This is a genomic window from Cupriavidus sp. YAF13 (assembly GCF_052113425.1).
In the GTDB taxonomy this organism is placed as follows: Bacteria; Pseudomonadota; Gammaproteobacteria; order Burkholderiales; family Burkholderiaceae; genus Cupriavidus.
In genome coordinates this window covers 1-18,332 of record NZ_JBFRDD010000042.1, presented here as the reverse complement: position 1 = coordinate 18,332, position 18,332 = coordinate 1, and the positions used below count along the sequence as shown (strand labels likewise).

Genomic DNA, 18,332 nt, shown 5'->3' with positions numbered 1-18,332 from the left:
TGTTGCCGGCCGTTTTGTTTTCAGGCGCCGCCTCTTACACCGACGGATTCTTCGCCAGCGGCGGATTGCGCGCGAAGTAGTTCTTGATGCCACGCAGGATGGCGTTGGCCAGTTGCTCCTGGTGGCTCTCGTCGTTGAGCTTGCGCTCTTCCTCGGGATTGCTGATGAAAGCGGTCTCGACCAGGATCGACGGGATGTCCGGCGCCTTCAGCACGGCAAAGCCCGCCTGCTCCACGCTGCCCTTGTGCAACCGGTTGACGCCGCCGATCTCCGCCAGCACGGCCTTGCCCACCTGCAAGCTGTCGTTGATCTGCGCGGTAGTGGACAAGTCCAGCAGCACCCGCGCCACCTGCGCATCCTTGTTGCCCATGTTGGCGCCGCCGATCAGGTCGGAGGCATTCTCCTTGTTGGCCATCCAGCGCGCGGCGGTGCTGGACGCGCCGCGCTCGGACAAGGCGAACACCGAGGCGCCCTTGGCTTCCGGCGAGAGGAAGGCATCGGCATGGATGGACACGAACAGGTCGGCCTGCACCCGGCGCGCCTTCTGCACGCGTACGTTGAGCGGCACGAAGAAGTCCGCGTCGCGCGTCATCATGGCGCGCATATTGGGCTGGGAATCGATCTTGGCGCGCAGCCGCTGCGCGATCTGCAGCACCACGTCTTTCTCGCGCGAGCCGGACGCGCCGGTGGCGCCGGGATCCTCGCCGCCATGGCCGGGATCGATCGCGACGGTCAGCAGGCGGCGCATCTTGAAGGAACGGTCCGCCGGCGGGTTGTTGGCAGGCAGGGCCGCAGGCGGGTTGTTCTGTGCCAGCGGCGGTGCCGGTGGCGCCGATGGTGAGGAAGGCGCGGGCGGCCTGGGCTTGACAGCTGCCATCGGCGGCAGGGCTGGCACCGGGTTGGCGCCCTTGTCCTCGAACTTGCGCACCAGTGCGCCAATGGCGTCTTCCTCGCCGGAGGCAGGCGCGCCGGACACGCCGTCCGCGCCGGCCGAGGGCTGCGTGGCGGCAAACCTGCGCTGCTTGTCCTCGGTGTCGCGCACCAGCGTCCACAACGGATCCGGCGGGTTGACGGGGTACAGGTCAAACACCAGGCGGTTGCGGTAACTGCCGATCGGCGCCAGCGTGAACACCTGCGGCGAGACGTTTTCCTTCAGGTCGAACACCAGCCGCACCACGCGCGGCCGGTTCTGGCCCACGCGCACGGTCTGGATATAGGGATCGTTGGAGGTGATCTTGGCCACCAGCTCGCGCAGGGTGGGCGAGAGATCGAGGCCATCGATGTCCACCACCAGCCGGTCGGGGCCGTGGATCATCTGGTGGACGGCGGCTAGCGGCTCATCGGATTCGATGGTGACGCGGGTGTATTCCTCGGCGGGCCAGACCCGCACCGCGACGATGCCGGCGCCAAAGGCGATCTGCGGCCCGGCCAGCGTGAGCACCACGCTGCCGGCGCCGGCCTTGAGGCACTGCGCCAGCCATTTGCGGCGGGCCAGCTGGATATCGTCGGGTCGGTCGGTGGCGAGTCGCTTGATCAGCATGCGCAAAGCAGGATAAGTCCAGTCTGAGTATAGGCACGAAGCGTAACGATACGGCGTTCGGCCGCGTCGTCGGCGTCGCTGATGTCCGATTGGAGCAACAAGTGAAGGTCCGGTTCCCCAAGCAAGCGCCCGGCTTTCTCCGGCCATTCCACCAGGCTCACGGCCGGTTCGGCAAAACAATCACGAAAACCGGCATCGGCCCACTCCTCCGGATCGGCGAAGCGGTACAGGTCAAAGTGGTAGGCGGTCAGCGGCGAGCCATCGGCGCGCGTGACCGAATACGGCTCGCACAATGTGTAGGTAGGGCTGCGCACCTTGCCCGCGTGGCCTAGCGCGCGCAGGATGGCGCGCGACAGCGTGGTCTTGCCGGCGCCAAGGTCACCCGAGAGCTGCAGGTGCACGGTCTGGGGCGGCAGCTTGCGCACGGCCTCGGCCAGCGCCGCGCCCAGCCGGGCGGTGGCCGCTTCGTCGGGCAGGTTGAGTGTGCGTTCTTGGAGCAGGGGCATTGCGTACAATTCGGGAATGATCGACCGAGCAGCCCAGGCGCCAACCGCCTCGCCCCCTCCTGCCAGCAGCGCCGCCCACGGGGCAGCGCCTGGCCTTGCGCCGCCCCTGGCTTCGTCCGTTGTGCATGCAGGCACGGACGCCGCCGGGCTGGAGGCGCTGGTGGGCTCGATCCGGGCCTGGGGCACGGAGCTCGGCTTCGATGCGATCAGCATTGCCGACGTGGATCTGAGCCGGGCTGAAGCAGGATTGTTGGCGTGGCTGGCGCAGGGCTACCACGGCGACATGGATTATATGGCGAACCACGGCTTGCGGCGCGCCCGTCCCGCCGAACTCGTGCCCGGCACGGTGCGCGCCATCGTGGCACGCATGCCGTACCTGCCCGCTGCGGGCCCGCACGACTGGCGCGCCCATGAACTTGCCCGACTCGACGACCCCGCCACCGCCGTGGTCTCGCTTTACGCACGGGGCCGCGATTATCACAAAGTGCTGCGCAACCGCCTGCAGCAGCTCGCCAGCCGCATCGAAGCCGCCATCGGCCCGTTCGGCTATCGCGTCTTCACCGACTCGGCGCCGGTGATGGAGGTGGCGCTGGCCGCTCAGGGCGGGCTGGGCTGGCGCGGCAAGCACACGCTGCTGCTCGACCGCGATGGCGGCTCGATGTTCTTCCTTGGCGAGATCCTGGTCGATGTGCCCTTCCCCGCCGACGCGCCGGAATCTGGCCACTGCGGCCATTGCCGCCGCTGCATCGATATCTGCCCGACCCAGGCCATCCTGGAGCCCTACCGGATCGACGCGCGCCGCTGCATCTCCTACCTGACCATCGAGCACAAGGGCGCCATCCCCGAGGCACTGCGCGCGCCAATGGGCAACCGCGTGTATGGCTGCGACGACTGCCAGCTGGCTTGCCCGTGGAACAAGTTCGCCCACCGCGCCACGCTGCCGGACTTCGACGTGCGCAATGGCTTCGACGCGCCCGACATGGCCGAGCTGTTCGGCTGGACGGAGGCGGAATTCAACCAGCGGCTGGAAGGCAGCCCGATCCGCCGCATCGGCCATGAACGCTGGCTGCGCAACCTGGCGGTGGGGCTGGGCAACAGCCTGCGCGCGGCCTTCGCCAGCGGCGACACGGCGCTGTGCGCGCGCATCCGCGCGGCGCTGCGCGCGCGCCAGGCCGAGGCCAGCCCGCTGGTGCGCGAGCATATCGACTGGGCGCTGGCCCAAGCGCCCGCTAACTGACGAGCTAACTGACGAGAGACAGCCAGAACGGCGTGGTGACGATGGCCGCCACGGTCATGACCGAGATCGTCGCCGCCACCATCGGGCCGTTGCCGCCCATGCGCACGGCCAGGATGTAGGCGCTCGACGCGGTCGGCAGCGAGGCGAACAGCACCGCGATCTGCGACTGCAGCTCGGTCAGCGGCAGCAGGCGCCCCACCGCCCAGGCAAAGCAGGGCATGGCCACCAGCTTGACGCCGCTCCACCACGCCACCGGCCCGATCGCCCCCGTCACCCCACTCATCTGCAGGCCCGCGCCGACCGTCATCAGCCCCAGCGCGGTGGACGCGGAGCCCAGCCGGGCCAGCGTCATGCCCACCACCTCCGGCGGGTGCAGGCCTGCCAGGTTGGTCAGCAAGCCCCCTGCGGTGGCCAGGATCAGCGGGTTGCGTGCCAGCTCGCGCCACAGGCGGGTTTCGCCGTGACGGGCCAGCGCCCATACCGCGGCCACATTGCACAGCGGCACCGTGCAGCCGACGATCACCGCCATCATGGCCAGGCCCTCGCTGCCGCCCAGGCGCGCGGCCAACGCCAGCCCAATATAGGAATTGAAGCGGAACGCGGTCTGCAGGCCGGAAGCGAAATCCAGCGGCGCCAGCCGCATCGCCCATTTGACGGCGTAGCCGCCAACCATGCCAAAGGCGGTGGTCAACAGCGACAGGCCGAGCATGGCCGACGTGGAGGAAAAATCGAACCTGGCGCTGTTGGTGGACTGCAACAGCAGCGCGGGGAAGAGCACGAAATACACCAGGCGCTCCACCCCAGCCCAGAATGCGCGGTCGAACGGGGAATAGCGCACCAGCAGCCAGCCGATCAGGATCAGGCTGAAATCCGGCACCAACAGGAGAGCAGAAGACATCGGTTGGTTTTAGTTATTGTGATGGCCGCCGCGCACGCCAAGTGCAGCCTAGGGCAGATACCAATTGGTATTGTTTCAGAAATCGCGGACTATGGCACGTTCCGTCGTACCGTCCAGCCTTTATGTTTTCCCGTCGTACCCTGTTCGCGTGCGAACCGCTCGTCCGCCGCGCAAGCCTGCTGGCGCTCACCCTCTGCGTGGGCGCCGCCCTGGCTATGGCGCCGGAGCCCGCGCGCGCCAATGACATCGAGGGCATGCGGATCGACGACGCCACCCGGGTCGGCGGCAAGGAACTGCAGCTCAACGGCACCGGCCTGCGCTCGATGTTCATCATCAAGGGCTATGTGGCCGCCCTTTACCTGCCGGAGAAGGCGCGCAACGCGACCGTGGTGCTGGGCGCCCACGGCCCCAAGCGCCTGCAGATCCGGCCGCTGCGCGAGGTGCCATCCGATGCCTTTATCAAGGCCCTGAACGAAGGTATCCGCGAAAACCACAACGAGATCCAGTTCCAGAGGCTGTCCGAGCGCCTGCTCCAGCTGCGCCAGACCATGGAGCAGATGGGCACCGCCCGCAAGGGCGATGTGATCAATTTTGACTTTTCGCCCGATGGCGGCACCGTGGTCGCCATCAACGGCACGCCGCGCGGCAAGCCGATCCCGGGCGAAGATTTCTACCAGGCCGTGCTGCGCATCTTCCTTGGCGACCATCCGGTCGACCGGGATCTCAAGCGCGGGCTCCTGGGCGGTTAGCCCCCGGGCGGCCTTCAGGCCCGCCCGCCAGAACTCACGCCGCCGGCTTCAAAGCCCCGCCACCGCGGCAGCGTCGCCGGCGTTCTTTACCTTGGGCGGATATCCCCGCCCGGTCCTTTGACGGGAGACACGATCTCATGCAAACCAGCAAAATCGCCCTGGCCCTTGGCCTGGCAGCAGCGGCCTCCGTGGCGCAGGCGCAGAGCTTCCCGACCAAGCCGATCCGGCTGATCATCCCGTTTGCGCCCGGCGGCACGACGGACATCGTGGGCCGCGGCGCGGCCGACCAGATGAGCCGTATCCTGGGCCAGCCCGTGGTAGTGGAAAACCGCGCCGGCGGGGGCGGCTCGATCGGCGCCGACGCCATCGCCAAGGCCGCGCCCGACGGCTACACCATCGGCATCTCCACGGTCTCCACCATGGCGGTCAACCCGGCCTGCAACCCCAAGCTGTCGTACGACCCGATCAAGGACTTCAAGCCCGTCACCAACCTGGCCAACGTGGCCAACGTCATCGCGGTCAACCCGAACTTCCCGGCCAAGGACTACAAGGAGTTCCTGGCCGTGCTCAAGGCCAATCCGGGCAAGTACTCGTACGCGACCTCCGGCACCTGCGCCTTCGGCCACATGCTGGGCGAGCAGTTCAAGGTCTCGACCAAGACCTTCATGGTCCATATCCCCTACCGCGGCGCGGGCCCGGCGCTGAACGACGTGCTGGCCGGCCAGGTGCCGATCATGGTCGACAACCTGCCCTCCTCGATGCCCTACATCAAGGCCGGCAAGCTGCGCCCGATCGTGGTGGCCTGGAACAAGCGCATCGACTCCCTGCCGAACGTGCCGACCTTCGGCGAGCTCGGCCTGAAAGAGCCGAACGACCCGGCCTGGTACGGCCTGGTGGCCCCGGCCGGCACGCCTGACGAAGTCATCAAGAAGCTGAACGAAGCCGCGGTCAAGGCGCTGCAGGACAAGGACTTCCAGCAGCGCCTGCGCACTGCCGGCGCGGAACCTTCGGGCAACACCCCGGCGGAGCATGCGGCAGAGATCAAGAAGGAGTTCGAGAAGATGAAGACGCTGGTGAAGGTGCAGAACATCAAGCTGGAGCAGTGATGTTGGCGGCAAGCCCGCGGCACTAGCCGAAGCCGCCGAACAGGCCAAAGCCACGCGCCGTGACGACGGCTGTCTCTCCCTCTCCCCTCAGGGGGAGAGGGCCGGGGAGAGGGGAGCACGGCAACGCAGATCCGGCTTTGTCAGGCCAAAACCGCCGCCTCGCCCAGTAGCACGCTCACCTCGGCCACGGTCGGCGAATACGCCCCTGCACGCGTGGCCGCCACCGCCGCGGTAGCGGCAGCCCATCGCGCCTGCCGCGCCAGCGTCGCCTCGGGGTCCAGCAGCAATCCCGCCATCCATCCGCCCATCGCAGCGTCGCCGCAGCCAACGGTATCCACCACATCGACGGCGAAGACCGGCTGCTCGCAAGCACCATCCCCGTGCAGCAGCGTCATGCCATCCGCGCCGCGCGTCAGCAGCACGCGCGCCTGCGGAGCCAGCGCCCTGAGCGCGGCGAGCGCGGCGTGTTCGTCCAACGCGGGGTACAGGCCGCGCAGGTCTTCGTCCGATACCTTGATGTAGTCCGCCAGGCCAGCCATATGCGCAAAGGCGGCCTGATACTCCGGCGCGCGCATGGGCGTGCGGAAGTTGGGATCGAAGGCGATGCGCTTGCCCGCGGCCCTGGCCTGCGTGGCTTCCGTGCACAGGCGCGCGGCGAGCGGCTGGCGCGCGAGGCTGAGCGAGCCGAAGTGCACGGTGCGCGCGGCCTGGCGCCAGCCCGGCGGCAAGCGTTCGGGATCGAAGTAGAGATCGGCGCTGTCGTCGCCGACGAAGAAATACTGCGGCGGGTGCTGCGCGCCGACAAACGCCAGCAACGGCGAGCGCTCCACGCGCTGCAGGAAGCGCAGGTCCAGGCCAGCTTCGGCACTGGCCTCGGCCAGCTGGTCGCCCAGCGTGTCGGCGCTGATCGCGCCGGCGAAGGCGGTAGGCACGCCCAGCCGCGCGCCCACGCGGGCCACGTTCCAGCACGAGCCGCCGGGCAGGCCGAGCCAGTCCTGCCCGCCCTGGTGGACCATATCGGTCAATGCCTCGCCGAAGACGACGTAGGCTGGCCATGATGTCGTTGTCATTGCATCCTCTTTCTCGGTTTTCCGTATGCGCGCACTGCCGCGCGTCAGCCTTGCCAGGCCGATGCAGCAGCCAATGCGCGCCGGATCAGGCCGGCGGTGGAAGCATCATGCGGGCGGGCCGGCCCGCCGTCGAGCTCGCAGGCGATCGGCGCGGCAAGCTGCTTGCCGAGCTCCACGCCCCACTGGTCGAACGAGTTGATATTCCACAGCACGCCCTGCACGAAAGTGCGGTGCTCCGAGAGCGCGATCAATGCGCCCAGGTGATACGGATCGAGCCGCTGCAGCAACAGCGTATTGCTGGGGCGGTTGCCCTCGAACACCATGTGCGGCACCAGCGCTTCGTCCTGCACGCCGAGCGCCCTGACCTCTTGCGCGGTGCGCCCGCGCAGCAGCGCCTCGCCTTGCGCAAAACAGTTGGCGAGCAGCTTGCCATGGTGGCCCGGCATCGGGTGCACCGGCTCCAGCGCGGCGATGAAATCCACCGGCATCCAGTGCGAGCCCTGGTGCACCATCTGGAAGTAGGCGTGCTGTCCGTTGGTGCCCGTGGTGCCCCACACCACCGGCGCGGTGCCCTGCGCGGCGGCCGCGCCGTCGAGCTGCACGGACTTGCCGTTGCTCTCCATCTCGAGCTGCTGCAAGAAGGCCGGCAGCAATTCGAGCGGCTCGCAATACGGCGCCACGCAGCGGCTGCCGGTGCCCAGGAAGCTGCGATACCAGACATCGAGCAGGCCGAGGATCATCGGCATGTTCTGCGGCGCGTCGGCCTCGGCGAAATGCCGGTCCATGGCGCGGGCGCCATCGAGCAACTGGCGAAAGCGCGCAAAGCCAACGGCCAGCGCAATCGACAACCCCACCGCGGACCACAGCGAAAAGCGCCCGCCCACCCAGTCCCAGAACGGGAACATATTGGCGGGGTCGATGCCGAACGCAGCCACCGCTTGCCGGTTGGTGGAGACCGCGACGAAGTGGCTGGCCAACTGTGCCTGCGGCACGCCATGGCGCAGGAACCAGGTGCGCGCGGTGTGCGCGTTGGCCATGGTTTCCAGCGTGCTGAAGGTCTTGGAGCAAACCACCACCAGCGTGCTGGCGGCGTCCAGCCGCGCGAGCACGGCGGCAAGATCGCTGCCGTCCACGTTGGCGACGAAATGCAGGCGCGGCCCTTCGGTGTCCAGGTGCGCGAGCGCGCGGCAAACCATGCGCGGGCCGAGGTCCGAGCCGCCGATGCCGATATTGATTACGTCGGTGATCCGGCGGCCATTCCAGCCGCGCCACGTGCCGCCGCGCACCGCGTCGGCAAAGCGCTCCATCTGAGAGAGCACCGCTGCCACGTCGCCGGCCACCGCCACGCCCTGCGCGTGAAAGCCGTCCTCCGGCCACGCGCGCAGCGCCATATGCAGCGCGGCGCGGCGCTCGGTGGTGTTGACCGCTTCGCCGCGGTACATGGCATCGCGCCGCGCACTCACGCCGGCCTCGTCGGCCAGCGCGAAGAGCAGCGCCATGGTGGTGTCGGTGACGCGGTTCTTGGCGTAGTCCAGCGTCAGGCCAGCCGCCTCGGCCACGAAGCTGGCGCCACGGGCTTCGCCCTGCTGGCCGTCGAACCAGTCGCGCAGGTGGGCATGGCGGATGGTGTGCGCATGCGCTTGCAGCCGCTGCCAGGTCGGCAGGGAACGAGACCTTTCTGACATCGGGGACATCGGGGACATCGTGGACATCGAATCAACTCCTGTACTCGCCGCCGCGCCGGCAACCGCCGGCGCGGCGCCATGCTTCAGACTGGCTTCACAACGCGTCTCACAGACGTCTCACAGCTCTTCGTGCCACACCGCGCCATCGCGCGAGGGCAGCGCGCTCGACGCCGCCGGCCCCCAGGTGCCGGCGGTGTAGAGCTTGGGCGCGAGATTGCTCTGCGCCCAGGCCTGCTGGATCGGCGCGACCCAGCGCCAGGCCTGCGCCTGCTCGTCGCGCCGCACGAACAGCCCGAGCCGCCCGCGGATCACGTCGAGCAGCAGCCGCTCGTAAGCGCCGGTCTTGCGCTCGTGGCGATTGCCCTGCCCGCGCGGCAGCATGCGTTGCAGGTCCAGCGTGGCAGGCTGCAGCGCCTGCGTGTCGCCGGGATGCTTGACCAGGAAATGCAGGCGGATGCTTTCCTCCGGCTGCAGCGTGATCACCAGCCGGTTGCCGGGCTCGTGATCCAGCGGACGCGGGAACAGCGAGTACGGCACGTCGCGGAACTGGATCACGATCTCGGCCAGGCGCGACTGCATGCGCTTGCCGGTACGCAGGTAGAACGGCACGCCGGCCCAGCGCCAGTTGGCGATCTCCGCCTTGATGGCGACGAAGGTCTCGGTCTGGCTGCCGGGCGCGACAGCGGGCTCGTTCACATAGCCCGGCACTGCGTCGCCGGCCGCCGCGCCACGGCAATATTGCCCGCGCACCACCTTCTCGGCGACCTCGTTCAACTCGATGGGCTTGAGCGCCTTGAGGATCTTCAGCTTCTCGTCGCGGATCGCGTCCTCCGACAAGCTGGCCGGCGGCTCCATCGCCACCATGCACAACAGTTGCAACAGGTGGTTCTGCACCATGTCACGCAGCGCGCCGATGCCATCGTAGAACGCGCCGCGCTTTTCCACGCCGATTTCCTCGGCGATGGTGATCTGCACATCGCGCACCCATTCGCGCCGCCACAGCGGTTCGAACAGTACGTTGCCAAAGCGCATCGCCATCAGGTTCTGCACCGACTCCTTGCCCAGGTAATGGTCGATGCGGTAGATCTGGTCTTCGGCAAAGTGTTGCGCCACCGCGGAGTTGATCGCATCGGAGGACGCCAGGTCGTGGCCCAGCGGCTTTTCCAGCACGATGCGCACGCCTGCGTGGTTAAGGCCGGTGCGGGCCAGTTGCTCGCAGATCGGCACGAACAGCTGCGGGCCGGTGGCCAGGTAGAACACCACCACCGGTGCGGCGCGAGCGCGCACCAGTTCGGCGAGTGCATCGAAGCCGTCCGGCACGTTGGCGTCCACCTGCAGGTAAAGGATGCGCGCGACAAAGGCCTGCCAGACTTCGGCCGCGGCGGCAGCGGGCAGCGCCGGACGCACCTTGGACTCCAGCATGGCCAGGTAGGCATCCTGGCCGAGCGGCTGGCTGCCGAGTGCGAGGATACGCCCGCGCGTGTGCAACGAGCCCACGCAATGCGCGTCAAACAGCGCCGGCAGTAGCTTGCGCGTGGCCAGGTCGCCGGTGCCGCCGAACAGCACGAAGTCGAATTCGGGGACTGCGCCTACAGCATTGTTTGGCATGGTTTCACCAGTCGGTTGATCGGTTGGTTGGTCGGTTGGTCGGTTATGGGGAATTCGGTTGTCAGTTGGGCGCGGAGCGCTGCCCAGCTAGCGCGGCGCGGCCCAGCCCTTGTACGCGTTCACATTCGCTCGCGTCACCAATGTGGGCGGCAGCAACACGGTGCGGTTTGCGGGCGCCTGGCCATGCATCAGCCCCACGCCGATCTCCACCGCGGTGCGGGCGATGGCCCACGGGTCCTGGCTGGCCGAGGCCTGCACCAACGTGTTGGCCTTGAGCGCGGCCTCGATATCGGGCGCGCCGTCGACGGACGCGATCAGGATGCCACGGCGGTTCAGCTGACGCGCGGCCAGGTCGGCGCCGACAGCCTGCGGGTCGTTGATGGTGAAGACCGCATCGATCTTGGGGAAGCGGGTCAGGTAAAGCTGCATGACGTTGAGGCCGCCCTCGCGCGAGCCCTTGCCATCCTGGTCATCGGAGAGCACGTGGATGCCGGGATGCTGGCCCAGCACCGTCTTGCAGCCCTTCACGCGATCCAGCACGGCAGACACCGGCGGGCCATTCTGGATGATGAGGTTGCCGCGCCCGCCCAGCCGCTCAGCGAGGAAGGCGCAGGCCAGCTCGCCGGCCTGCGTGTTGTCGGTCTGCACCGTGGCGTCCGCGCCCGCCGCCGCCACGTCCACCGCCACCACCACGATGCCGGCCTTGCGGGCCTTCTTCACCGCGGGCTCGATGGCGCGCGCGTCGGCCGCATTGATCAGGATCAGGTCCACCTTCGACACGATGAAGCTATCGATATGCGAGAACTGCTTGTTGAGGTCATAGTCGGCGGACAGCACCGTGACCTTGGCATCCGGGTTGATCTTCCTGGCGGCGGCTTCGGCGCCGTGCGCCAGCGCGACGAAATACGGGTTGCCGAGCGAGCCGAGCGTGACGCCGACTTTTTTCAGCGGCCGCTCTGCGGCCGCGCTCGCCGGTGCGGCGTCAGGCGCGCTCTGTGCGGCCGCGCCGGCGCACAGCAGGCTCATTGCCGCCATTGCCAGTGCCGCCAGGTATTGGTATTGCTTGGACATATCGTGTCTCCAGTAGCCGGTGGTCAGGTCACGCAGGCCTCACGTGCGCGCCGAGCCCTTGCGGCGATAGCTGTCGAGCGCTACCGCGCCAATGATCACCAGGCCCTTGATGATGTATTGCCAGATATCGGACACGCCCAGCAGCACCAGCCCGTTGGACAGCACCGCGATGATCAGCGCCCCGACCAGCGTGCCGACGATGGAGCCGGTGCCGCCCACGAAGCTGGTGCCGCCCAGGATGACCGCGGCGATGGCATCGAGCTCGTACGACTGGCCCAGCTGCAGCCCGTTGGCCGCATACAGGCGCGCGGAGGACATCACGCCGCCCAGCCCCGCCAGCAGCCCGGACACCGCGTACACGAACAGCAGCACGACCCACACCTTGATGCCGGACAGGCGCGCCGCCTCGGCATTGCCGCCCACCGCGTAGATCTGCAAGCCCAGCACGGTGCGGCGCAGCACGAACCACGACACCGCCACCACGGCGAAGGCGATGATCACCAGCCAGGGCACGCCCAGCACTTCGCCGTTGCCGATAAAGGCAAAGCCGATATCCGGGTTGTAGATCGTGCTGTCGTTGCCGACCAGCCGCGCCAGCCCGCGTACCGCCGTCAGCGTGCCCAGTGTGACAATGAACGGCGGCAGTTTCATGAAAGCGACCAACGCGCCGTTGACGAGGCCAAACAGCAGGCCGCACAAGAGCGCGGCCGGCACGCTCAGCATGCCGAGCTGCGGCATCAGCGACACCAGCATCGCCACCACCGCCGAGATCGACAAGATGGAGCCCACCGACAAATCGATGCCGCCGGTCAGGATCACGAAGGTCATGCCCGCGGCCAGCACCATGTTGATGGAGGCTTGCTGCGCGATGATCGACAGGTTCTGCCAGCCGGCGAAGTTCTCGGTCAGCACCGAGAAGCCAATGCACAGCAGCACCAGCACGGGCAGCATGCCAAGCGCGCGCAGGCGCTCCTGGGTGGTGAGGCGGCCGAGGGTGGCCGCGGGCAATGAAGCGCCAGCGGAAGCGGCGGGACGGGTGATGGATTCATGCATGGTTGTCTCCTGCGCCGGCGGCTGCGCAGCGTTGCTGCGCCGGCGTCGATGGTTCTGTCTCTGGTGGGCGGCGCACAGGCCGCGCCTTGCCTCAATGCAGCGTGATGCCGGTTGCGCTGCCAGCGGCAGCGAGCGGCACGTCCGCCCATGCGGGCGCCGGCTGCGCGGCCGCGCCGGTGGCCAGCGCGATGATGCGTTCCTGGGTTTCGGCCGCGCTGCTGGCGGGGCGCACCTCGCCGGCCAGCGCGCCCTCGCGCATGACCAGCACGCGGTCGCACAGGCCCACCACTTCGGGCAGCTCGCTGGAAATCATCAGGATCGCCACGCCGCTCTGGGCCAGCGCGTTGATCAGCCGGTAGATCTCCGACTTGGCGCCGATGTCCACGCCACGCGTGGGCTCATCCAGGATCAGCACGCGCGGCTGGGCTTCCAGCAGCCGCGACAGCATCACCTTCTGCTGGTTGCCGCCGGACAGCGCGCCCACGTTGACCTGCGCATGCGCCACGCGGATGCCCAGCGTGTCGATGGCCTCGGTCGTGCGGCGGCGCGCGGCCGGCCGGTTCAGGCGGCCGAGGCCAAGTGCGTCGCGCGCGGCCACGATCAGGTTGATGTTCTCGTGCACGCTCTGGTCCAGGAACAGGCCCTGCAACTTGCGGTCCTCGGTCAGGTAGGCAATGCCGGCATCGATGGCCTGGCGCGGGCCGCCGGCCGGCAGCGTGACCAGCCCGCCGGGGCTGGCCGGGCTGGCAATCCGGACCTCGCCGCGCGTGCGCACGTCGGCGCCGAACACCAGCCGCGCCAGCTCCGTGCGGCCCGCGCCGACCAGGCCCGCCAGCCCCAGCACCTCGCCGGCGCGCAGGTCGAAGCTGCAGCCCTTGACGCGCCTGCCATCGGCCACGTCGCGCACGGACAGCATCACCTCACGCGCGACCGGCTGGCCGTGCGTCTTGGTGTAGAAGCCCGACAGGTCGCGCCCCACCATCATCTTGACCAGTGCCGCCTGCGACAGGTGCGCGCGGTCCAGCGTGCCGACGAAGCAGCCGTCGCGCAACACGGTCACGCGATCGGCCAGCTCGTCGATCTCGGCCATGCGGTGGCTGATATAGAGAATCGCCATGCCTTCGCCGCGCAGCTGGCGGATCAGCGCAAACAGGCGATCCGTCTCGTGCGTGGACAGCGGCGTGGTGGGCTCGTCCATCACCAGGATACGCGCCTCGAAGTGCACGGCCCGCGCGATTTCCACCAGCTGGCGCTGCGCGATCGACAGGCTCGCCACGTTCGCCGCGGGCGAGAAATCCGCGCCGAGCCTGGCCAGCGTGGGCGCGCAGGCGCGCACCATGTCGCCGCGCGCCACCAGCCCGCGCCGCTGCAGGGCGCGGCCCAGATAGATGTTCTCGGCCACGCTCAGGTTAGGCGCCAGGCTGAGCTCCTGGTAGATCACCGCCACGCCAAGGTCGCGCGCGGATTGCGGCCCATCGATCTGCACCCGTTGCCCGTCGATATGGCATTCGCCGCCGGGGTCCGCGGTGTAGGCGCCGGACAGGATCTTCATCAGTGTCGACTTGCCGGCACCGTTCTCGCCCATCAGGGCGTGGACCTCGCCAGCGTAGGCCGTGAGCTCGACATTGCGCAGCGCGCGCACGCCGGGGAAGGTCTTGCAGATATTGCGCAGCGCCAGCAGCGGCGCCTTGGTGGACGTATCGGATGAAGCAGCCGAAATAGGCGAGGCAGCCGAAGCAGCCGAAAGGGACAGATCAGACGATGGCATGGTTGGCCTCCGGAATCATGGCGGATGCGCCTTTGAGCATGTCGGCCCGCGGCGAGAAATTCATGAACATCGGCAGCGACGCGGCACCGACCGCGCCGGCGTTGGCACCAAAGCAGCCACGCACCACGCGTGGCGCTCGCCGTGCCTCGGGCGCGCCGTCATCCAGCTCGCCTTGCAGGCGCTCGATCAGCGCCTGCACCAGGCCGCCGTCGATATCGGCGTCAAGGATGATCAGCGGCACGTCGAGCACCGCCAGCGCGGATTGCATGGCAGGCGCCAGCGCATCGATGCAGTCGTCCAGCCACTCCGCCACCGCCGGGTGCTGGCCGCGCACCTGCGCTTCCAGGTCGGCGTGGCCGTCGATGGCCACGCCGTGGTGGCGCAGGTGGCGCGTCAGCGCATTGAGCGAGGCGCGCGCCAGCAGGATGTCGCGCCGCTTGCCGGTGCGCGGCGCGGAGGCCAGGCTGCTGGGCTGCACCGGCATCATGCCGATGTCGCCGGCATTGCCCGACACGCCGCGCACGCAGTCGCCATTGAGCGCCACGCCGCCGCCGATCGCCGGGCCGACGAAGACATAGAGGAAACTCTGCGCGTGGTGGCTGCCGTAGAACAGCTCGGCCACCGCAGCGGCGGTGCCGTCGTTCTCGCCGAACACCGGCAGGCCGGTGGCATCCGACAGCGCTGCGGCGAAGTCCACGGCATCCCAGGCGCGGAAGGTGGCCTGCGATGCCTCGTCCTGCAGGTCCAGCTCGCGCAGCCAGGCACCGAGGTTATAGGGCTGGGCCACGCCGATGCCAAGCAGGCGCTTGCGCTCGTCCGGCGTGAGCAGYGCACGCAGTTCGGCCACGTCGTCGCGCACCAGCGCCAGCGCTTGCTCCGGGTGAGGCAGGACCATCTGGTGAGCGCGGCCAGCGAGGATCTCGCCACCAAAGTCCACCATCACGCACTCGATGCTGCCGCGGTCCAGCCGGACCCCGATGCCGAACGCGCCCTTGGGCTGCAGGCGGATCAGGCTGGCCGGCTGGCCACGCTGCCCATCCTGGCGGCGGCCGGCCACATGAATCAGGCCATCCTCGGTGAGCGTCTGCACGATGCTGCCCACCGCCGTGTTGGTGAGCTGCGCGATGCGGGCGAGGTCCGCCTTGGACGCCTCCCCGGCATGCCGCAGCGCCAGCAGCAGCGCGCGCTCGTTGTACAGCCGCAAACTGGCGGAATTCACGCCGCGGCCGGCCTTGGCACTGTTCATGTCGTCTCCGAAACCTGTTATGAGTGCCGCCCGCATCACGTTGCACGCTGGGTGGCGGTGGCGTTGCATCTGGCTGCGGCATTAATTAATTCAGTTTGAATTAAATAATAAGCCAGACCAGAACTCAAGGAAGGGGAAACCCCAGTCAAACTGGTTGCATGGCCCTTCCGCGGTGCGCCCCGCACGCCACCGCGCATCCCGGCGCCGCCGCCATGCTCTAAAATCCAGGATCGCGCTTCCCACCCCTGCCATGGACTCCATCTTCGACGCCATCCTCCCAGCCCCTTTCGGCAAGATCGGCGTGCGCACCGACGGCGAATTCGTCCGCGAGATCGTCTACCTGCCCGCGAGCATGCAGCTCGTCGAGCCGGCCAACGCGGTCACGCAACGCCTGGCGCGGCAGCTGGAGGCCTACTACGCCGATCCGGACGCACGCTTCGATATCCCGCTGGCGCCGGTCGGCAGCGCGTTCCAGCGCCGGGTCTGGCAAGCGATCTCGAACGTGCCGCGTGGCAAGGTCACCACCTATGGCGCGGTGGCGCGGCAGATCGCCAGCGCGCCGCGCGCGGTCGGGCAGGCGTGCGGGGCGAATTTCTTCCCGCTGGTGATTCCCTGCCATCGCGTGGTTGGCGCCAGCGGCATCGGCGGCTTTGCCAACCATGACGGCGACGGCTTCTTCCTTGACATCAAACGCTGGCTGCTGCGCCACGAAGGGGTGATGCTGGCATGAACGACATTGCGCAGATTGACGACGGCGACGACAGCGACGACAGCGACGACAGCGGCCATTTCGACGACATCGAAGACGACATCGAAAGCGGCAAAGCCGCCATCGACACCATCGACACCGAGGACAGCCCAGCCCTGCTCGCCGACCTGGCCCTGGTCGACCGCTTCTGTGACGCGCTGTGGCTCGAAGACGGCCTCGCGCAGAACACCATCGACGCCTACCGGCGCGACCTGGCGCTGCTGTCGCGCTGGCTGCATGCCTCGGGCACCTGCGCGCTGCTGGCGGTGAACGACAGCGCCCTCAACGGCTACTTCGCCTCGCGCCACCTGGAAACCCGCGCCTCGTCCGCCAACCGGCGCCTGACGGTGTTCAAGCGCTTTTTCCAGTGGGCGCTGCGCGAGCACATGATCACGGCCGATCCCTGCCTGCTGCTGCGCCCGGCCAAGCAGCCCCCGCGCTTTCCCAAGACGCTGACCGAAGCCCAGGTCGAGGCGCTGCTGGAGACACCCGACACCGCCACGCCGCTTGGCCTGCGCGACCGCACCATGCTGGAACTGATGTATGCCAGCGGCCTGCGTGTGTCCGAGCTGACGCAGATGAAGACCATCGAGATCAGCCTGAACGAGGGCGTGGCGCGCGTGGTGGGCGGCAAGGGCAACAAGGAGCGCCTGGTGCCGTTTGGCACCGAGGCCGGCGACTGGCTGCGCCGCTACCTGGCCGAAGGCCGGCCTGCGCTGTTGGGCGAGCGTGCCTGCGAAGCGTTGTTCGTCACCCAGCGCGGCGACGGCATGACGCGCCAGGCCTTCTGGCACCTGATCAAGCGCCACGCGCGCGAAGCCGAGATCTACGCGCCGCTGTCACCGCACACCTTGCGGCATGCCTTTGCCACCCATCTGCTCAACCACGGCGCGGACCTGCGCGTGGTGCAGTTGCTGCTGGGGCACGCCGATATTTCCACCACGCAGATCTACACGCACGTGGCGCGCGAGCGCCTGCGCGAGCTGCACCAGCACCACCATCCGCGCGGCTAGGTTGCCAGCGCGGTCATTGCGATCCGTCATCCATCATGAGCAAGACCAAACACGTTTCGGAAACCCCCGCCACCCAGTTCCTCAAGCAGCATGGGGTTGCCTTTGGCGAGCATGCCTATGCCTACGTCGAGCATGGCGGCACGGGGGAATCGGCGCGCCAGCTTGGCGTGGAGGAGCACGCGGTGATCAAGACCCTGGTCATGGAAGACGAGCGTGCGCAGCCGCTGATCGTGCTGATGCATGGAGACTGTTCGGTGTCTACCAAGAACCTGGCGCGGCAAACCGGGCACAAGAGCGTGCAGCCGTGCAAGCCGGAGGTGGCGCAGCGGCACAGTGGATATTTGGTGGGGGGAACGTCGCCGTTCGGGACGCGCAAGCGGATGCCGGTTTTTGTTGAGGCGGGTGTGTTGGCGCTGGAGCGGATCTATATCAATGGGGGCCGCAGGGGGTATCTGGTTAGTATTGATCCGCAGGTTTTGAAGACGTTGGTGGGGGCGGAGGTGGTGGAGTGTGCGTTGAGGGAATGATGGGGGGTAAGGGGGGATGGAAGGTTGGTCGCTGTTTATTTGAGCGGTGTTGGTTTTTGAACCCAAGGGCCATACGATGTTGCCCTGCGGGGTTGGTTGCTGTTTCTTTGGGCGGCGATGGTTTTTGGACCCAAAAGCCATACGACATCCCCCTGCGGGGGCTGCCGGTCACTTTTCTTTGACCGGCAAAGAAAACTAACGAAAAGAAAGCCGCCCTGCCGGGAGCAGAGCAATCAGGCTTATGTGTGGCAGTGGTTGCGTCGTACGGCGCGGAGTGTTGGCTGGCATGTCCAACCGGCCCGAAGGACATCGCTACTGCATGACCCAATGGTCACGTGGTGGTGCCCCTSATCGCTTTGCGCGGTGAGCGTTCGGGCATCTGCCGTTCGCGGTGCGSAGCGCCACGATCCTGCCTGACTTGGTGGTTTCGTGGTTTTGTCTCTGGCGGTGGCTGCCCGGCCATTTGATGCCCTGCCGTACCGGCGCGAGCGGCACCTTGCTATCAAC

16 protein-coding genes are annotated in these 18,332 nt (G+C 67.9%); 6 read left to right on the top strand and 10 right to left on the bottom strand.

Annotated elements, in window-relative coordinates; translation table 11 throughout:
- Positions 1–34 precede the first annotated feature (34 nt).
- Together AB4061_RS28435 and tsaE are read right to left on the bottom strand one after the other, a co-directional pair.
- Positions 35–1,540 (bottom strand): N-acetylmuramoyl-L-alanine amidase, encoded by a 1,506-nt coding sequence (locus AB4061_RS28435; RefSeq protein ID WP_441639588.1) that lies wholly within the window; start codon positions 1,538–1,540, stop codon positions 35–37.
- Entirely contained in the window at positions 1,534–2,046 is a 513-nt protein-coding gene (gene tsaE, locus AB4061_RS28430) for a tRNA (adenosine(37)-N6)-threonylcarbamoyltransferase complex ATPase subunit type 1 TsaE (RefSeq protein WP_441639587.1), read from the bottom strand. Before tsaE ends, AB4061_RS28435 begins: the two co-directional genes overlap by 7 nt.
- 16 nt (positions 2,047–2,062) lie before the next feature.
- Between tsaE and queG the strand changes: the two genes are divergently transcribed.
- Positions 2,063–3,283: a tRNA epoxyqueuosine(34) reductase QueG gene (gene queG / locus AB4061_RS28425; RefSeq protein WP_441639586.1), complete on the top strand. Its 1,221-nt coding sequence runs from the start codon at positions 2,063–2,065 to the stop codon at positions 3,281–3,283.
- A 4-nt stretch (positions 3,284–3,287) separates the two neighbouring features.
- Here queG and AB4061_RS28420 read toward each other — a convergent pair whose 3' ends face one another.
- Positions 3,288–4,181 carry an AEC family transporter gene (locus AB4061_RS28420; RefSeq protein ID WP_441639585.1) on the bottom strand — a complete coding sequence of 298 codons (894 nt, stop codon included), beginning with the start codon at positions 4,179–4,181 and terminating at the stop codon, positions 3,288–3,290.
- Between the two features lie 122 nt (positions 4,182–4,303).
- Here AB4061_RS28420 and AB4061_RS28415 point away from each other — a divergent pair, with 122 nt between their 5' ends.
- Complete coding sequence (locus AB4061_RS28415) at positions 4,304–4,930, top strand: chalcone isomerase family protein (protein WP_441639584.1); 627 nt, start codon at positions 4,304–4,306, stop codon at positions 4,928–4,930.
- A 137-nt stretch (positions 4,931–5,067) separates the two neighbouring features.
- The gene (locus tag AB4061_RS28410) at positions 5,068–6,036 is read left to right on the top strand and encodes a tripartite tricarboxylate transporter substrate binding protein BugE (protein WP_253930730.1); all 969 of its coding nucleotides are present in this window, start codon (positions 5,068–5,070) and stop codon (positions 6,034–6,036) included.
- Positions 6,037–6,176: 140 nt separating this feature from the next.
- Here the strand turns inward: AB4061_RS28410 and AB4061_RS28405 are convergent, their stop codons facing one another.
- The 7 genes from AB4061_RS28405 to AB4061_RS28375 all read right to left on the bottom strand — a co-directional run bounded on the left by AB4061_RS28405 (position 6,177) and on the right by AB4061_RS28375 (position 15,537).
- Positions 6,177–7,106 carry a carbohydrate kinase family protein gene (locus tag AB4061_RS28405; RefSeq protein WP_441639583.1) on the bottom strand — a complete coding sequence of 310 codons (930 nt, stop codon included), beginning with the start codon at positions 7,104–7,106 and terminating at the stop codon, positions 6,177–6,179.
- A 44-nt stretch (positions 7,107–7,150) separates the two neighbouring features.
- Positions 7,151–8,818 (bottom strand): glucose-6-phosphate isomerase, encoded by a 1,668-nt coding sequence (gene pgi, locus AB4061_RS28400; protein ID WP_441639582.1) that lies wholly within the window; start codon positions 8,816–8,818, stop codon positions 7,151–7,153.
- 90 nt (positions 8,819–8,908) lie between these two features.
- A complete protein-coding gene (zwf, locus tag AB4061_RS28395; RefSeq protein ID WP_441639581.1) occupies positions 8,909–10,399 on the bottom strand; it encodes a glucose-6-phosphate dehydrogenase in 1,491 nt (496 codons plus the stop codon).
- 87 nt (positions 10,400–10,486) lie between these two features.
- Positions 10,487–11,470, bottom strand: a complete 984-nt coding sequence (locus tag AB4061_RS28390) for an ABC transporter substrate-binding protein (RefSeq protein WP_441639580.1) — start codon at positions 11,468–11,470, stop codon at positions 10,487–10,489.
- Between the two features lie 39 nt (positions 11,471–11,509).
- Positions 11,510–12,523, bottom strand: a complete 1,014-nt coding sequence (locus AB4061_RS28385) for an ABC transporter permease subunit (RefSeq protein ID WP_441639579.1) — start codon at positions 12,521–12,523, stop codon at positions 11,510–11,512.
- Between the two features lie 91 nt (positions 12,524–12,614).
- Positions 12,615–14,291 (bottom strand): sugar ABC transporter ATP-binding protein, encoded by a 1,677-nt coding sequence (locus AB4061_RS28380; RefSeq protein WP_441639578.1) that lies wholly within the window; start codon positions 14,289–14,291, stop codon positions 12,615–12,617.
- Positions 14,278–15,537, bottom strand: a complete 1,260-nt coding sequence (locus AB4061_RS28375; RefSeq protein ID WP_441639577.1) for an ROK family protein — start codon at positions 15,535–15,537, stop codon at positions 14,278–14,280. The genes AB4061_RS28380 and AB4061_RS28375 overlap by 14 nt, the downstream gene beginning before the upstream one ends.
- 250 nt (positions 15,538–15,787) lie before the next feature.
- Between AB4061_RS28375 and AB4061_RS28370 the strand changes: the two genes are divergently transcribed.
- The 3 genes from AB4061_RS28370 to AB4061_RS28360 are packed head-to-tail and all read left to right on the top strand — an operon-like array spanning position 15,788 to position 17,825.
- Complete coding sequence (locus AB4061_RS28370) at positions 15,788–16,267, top strand: methylated-DNA--[protein]-cysteine S-methyltransferase (RefSeq protein ID WP_441639576.1); 480 nt, start codon at positions 15,788–15,790, stop codon at positions 16,265–16,267.
- Entirely contained in the window at positions 16,264–17,298 is a 1,035-nt protein-coding gene (gene xerD, locus AB4061_RS28365; RefSeq protein ID WP_441639575.1) for a site-specific tyrosine recombinase XerD, read from the top strand. Before AB4061_RS28370 ends, xerD begins: the two co-directional genes overlap by 4 nt.
- A gap of 35 nt (positions 17,299–17,333) precedes the next feature.
- Positions 17,334–17,825 carry an aminoacyl-tRNA deacylase gene (locus AB4061_RS28360; RefSeq protein WP_441639574.1) on the top strand — a complete coding sequence of 164 codons (492 nt, stop codon included), beginning with the start codon at positions 17,334–17,336 and terminating at the stop codon, positions 17,823–17,825.
- The last annotated feature ends 507 nt before the right edge of the window (positions 17,826–18,332 follow it).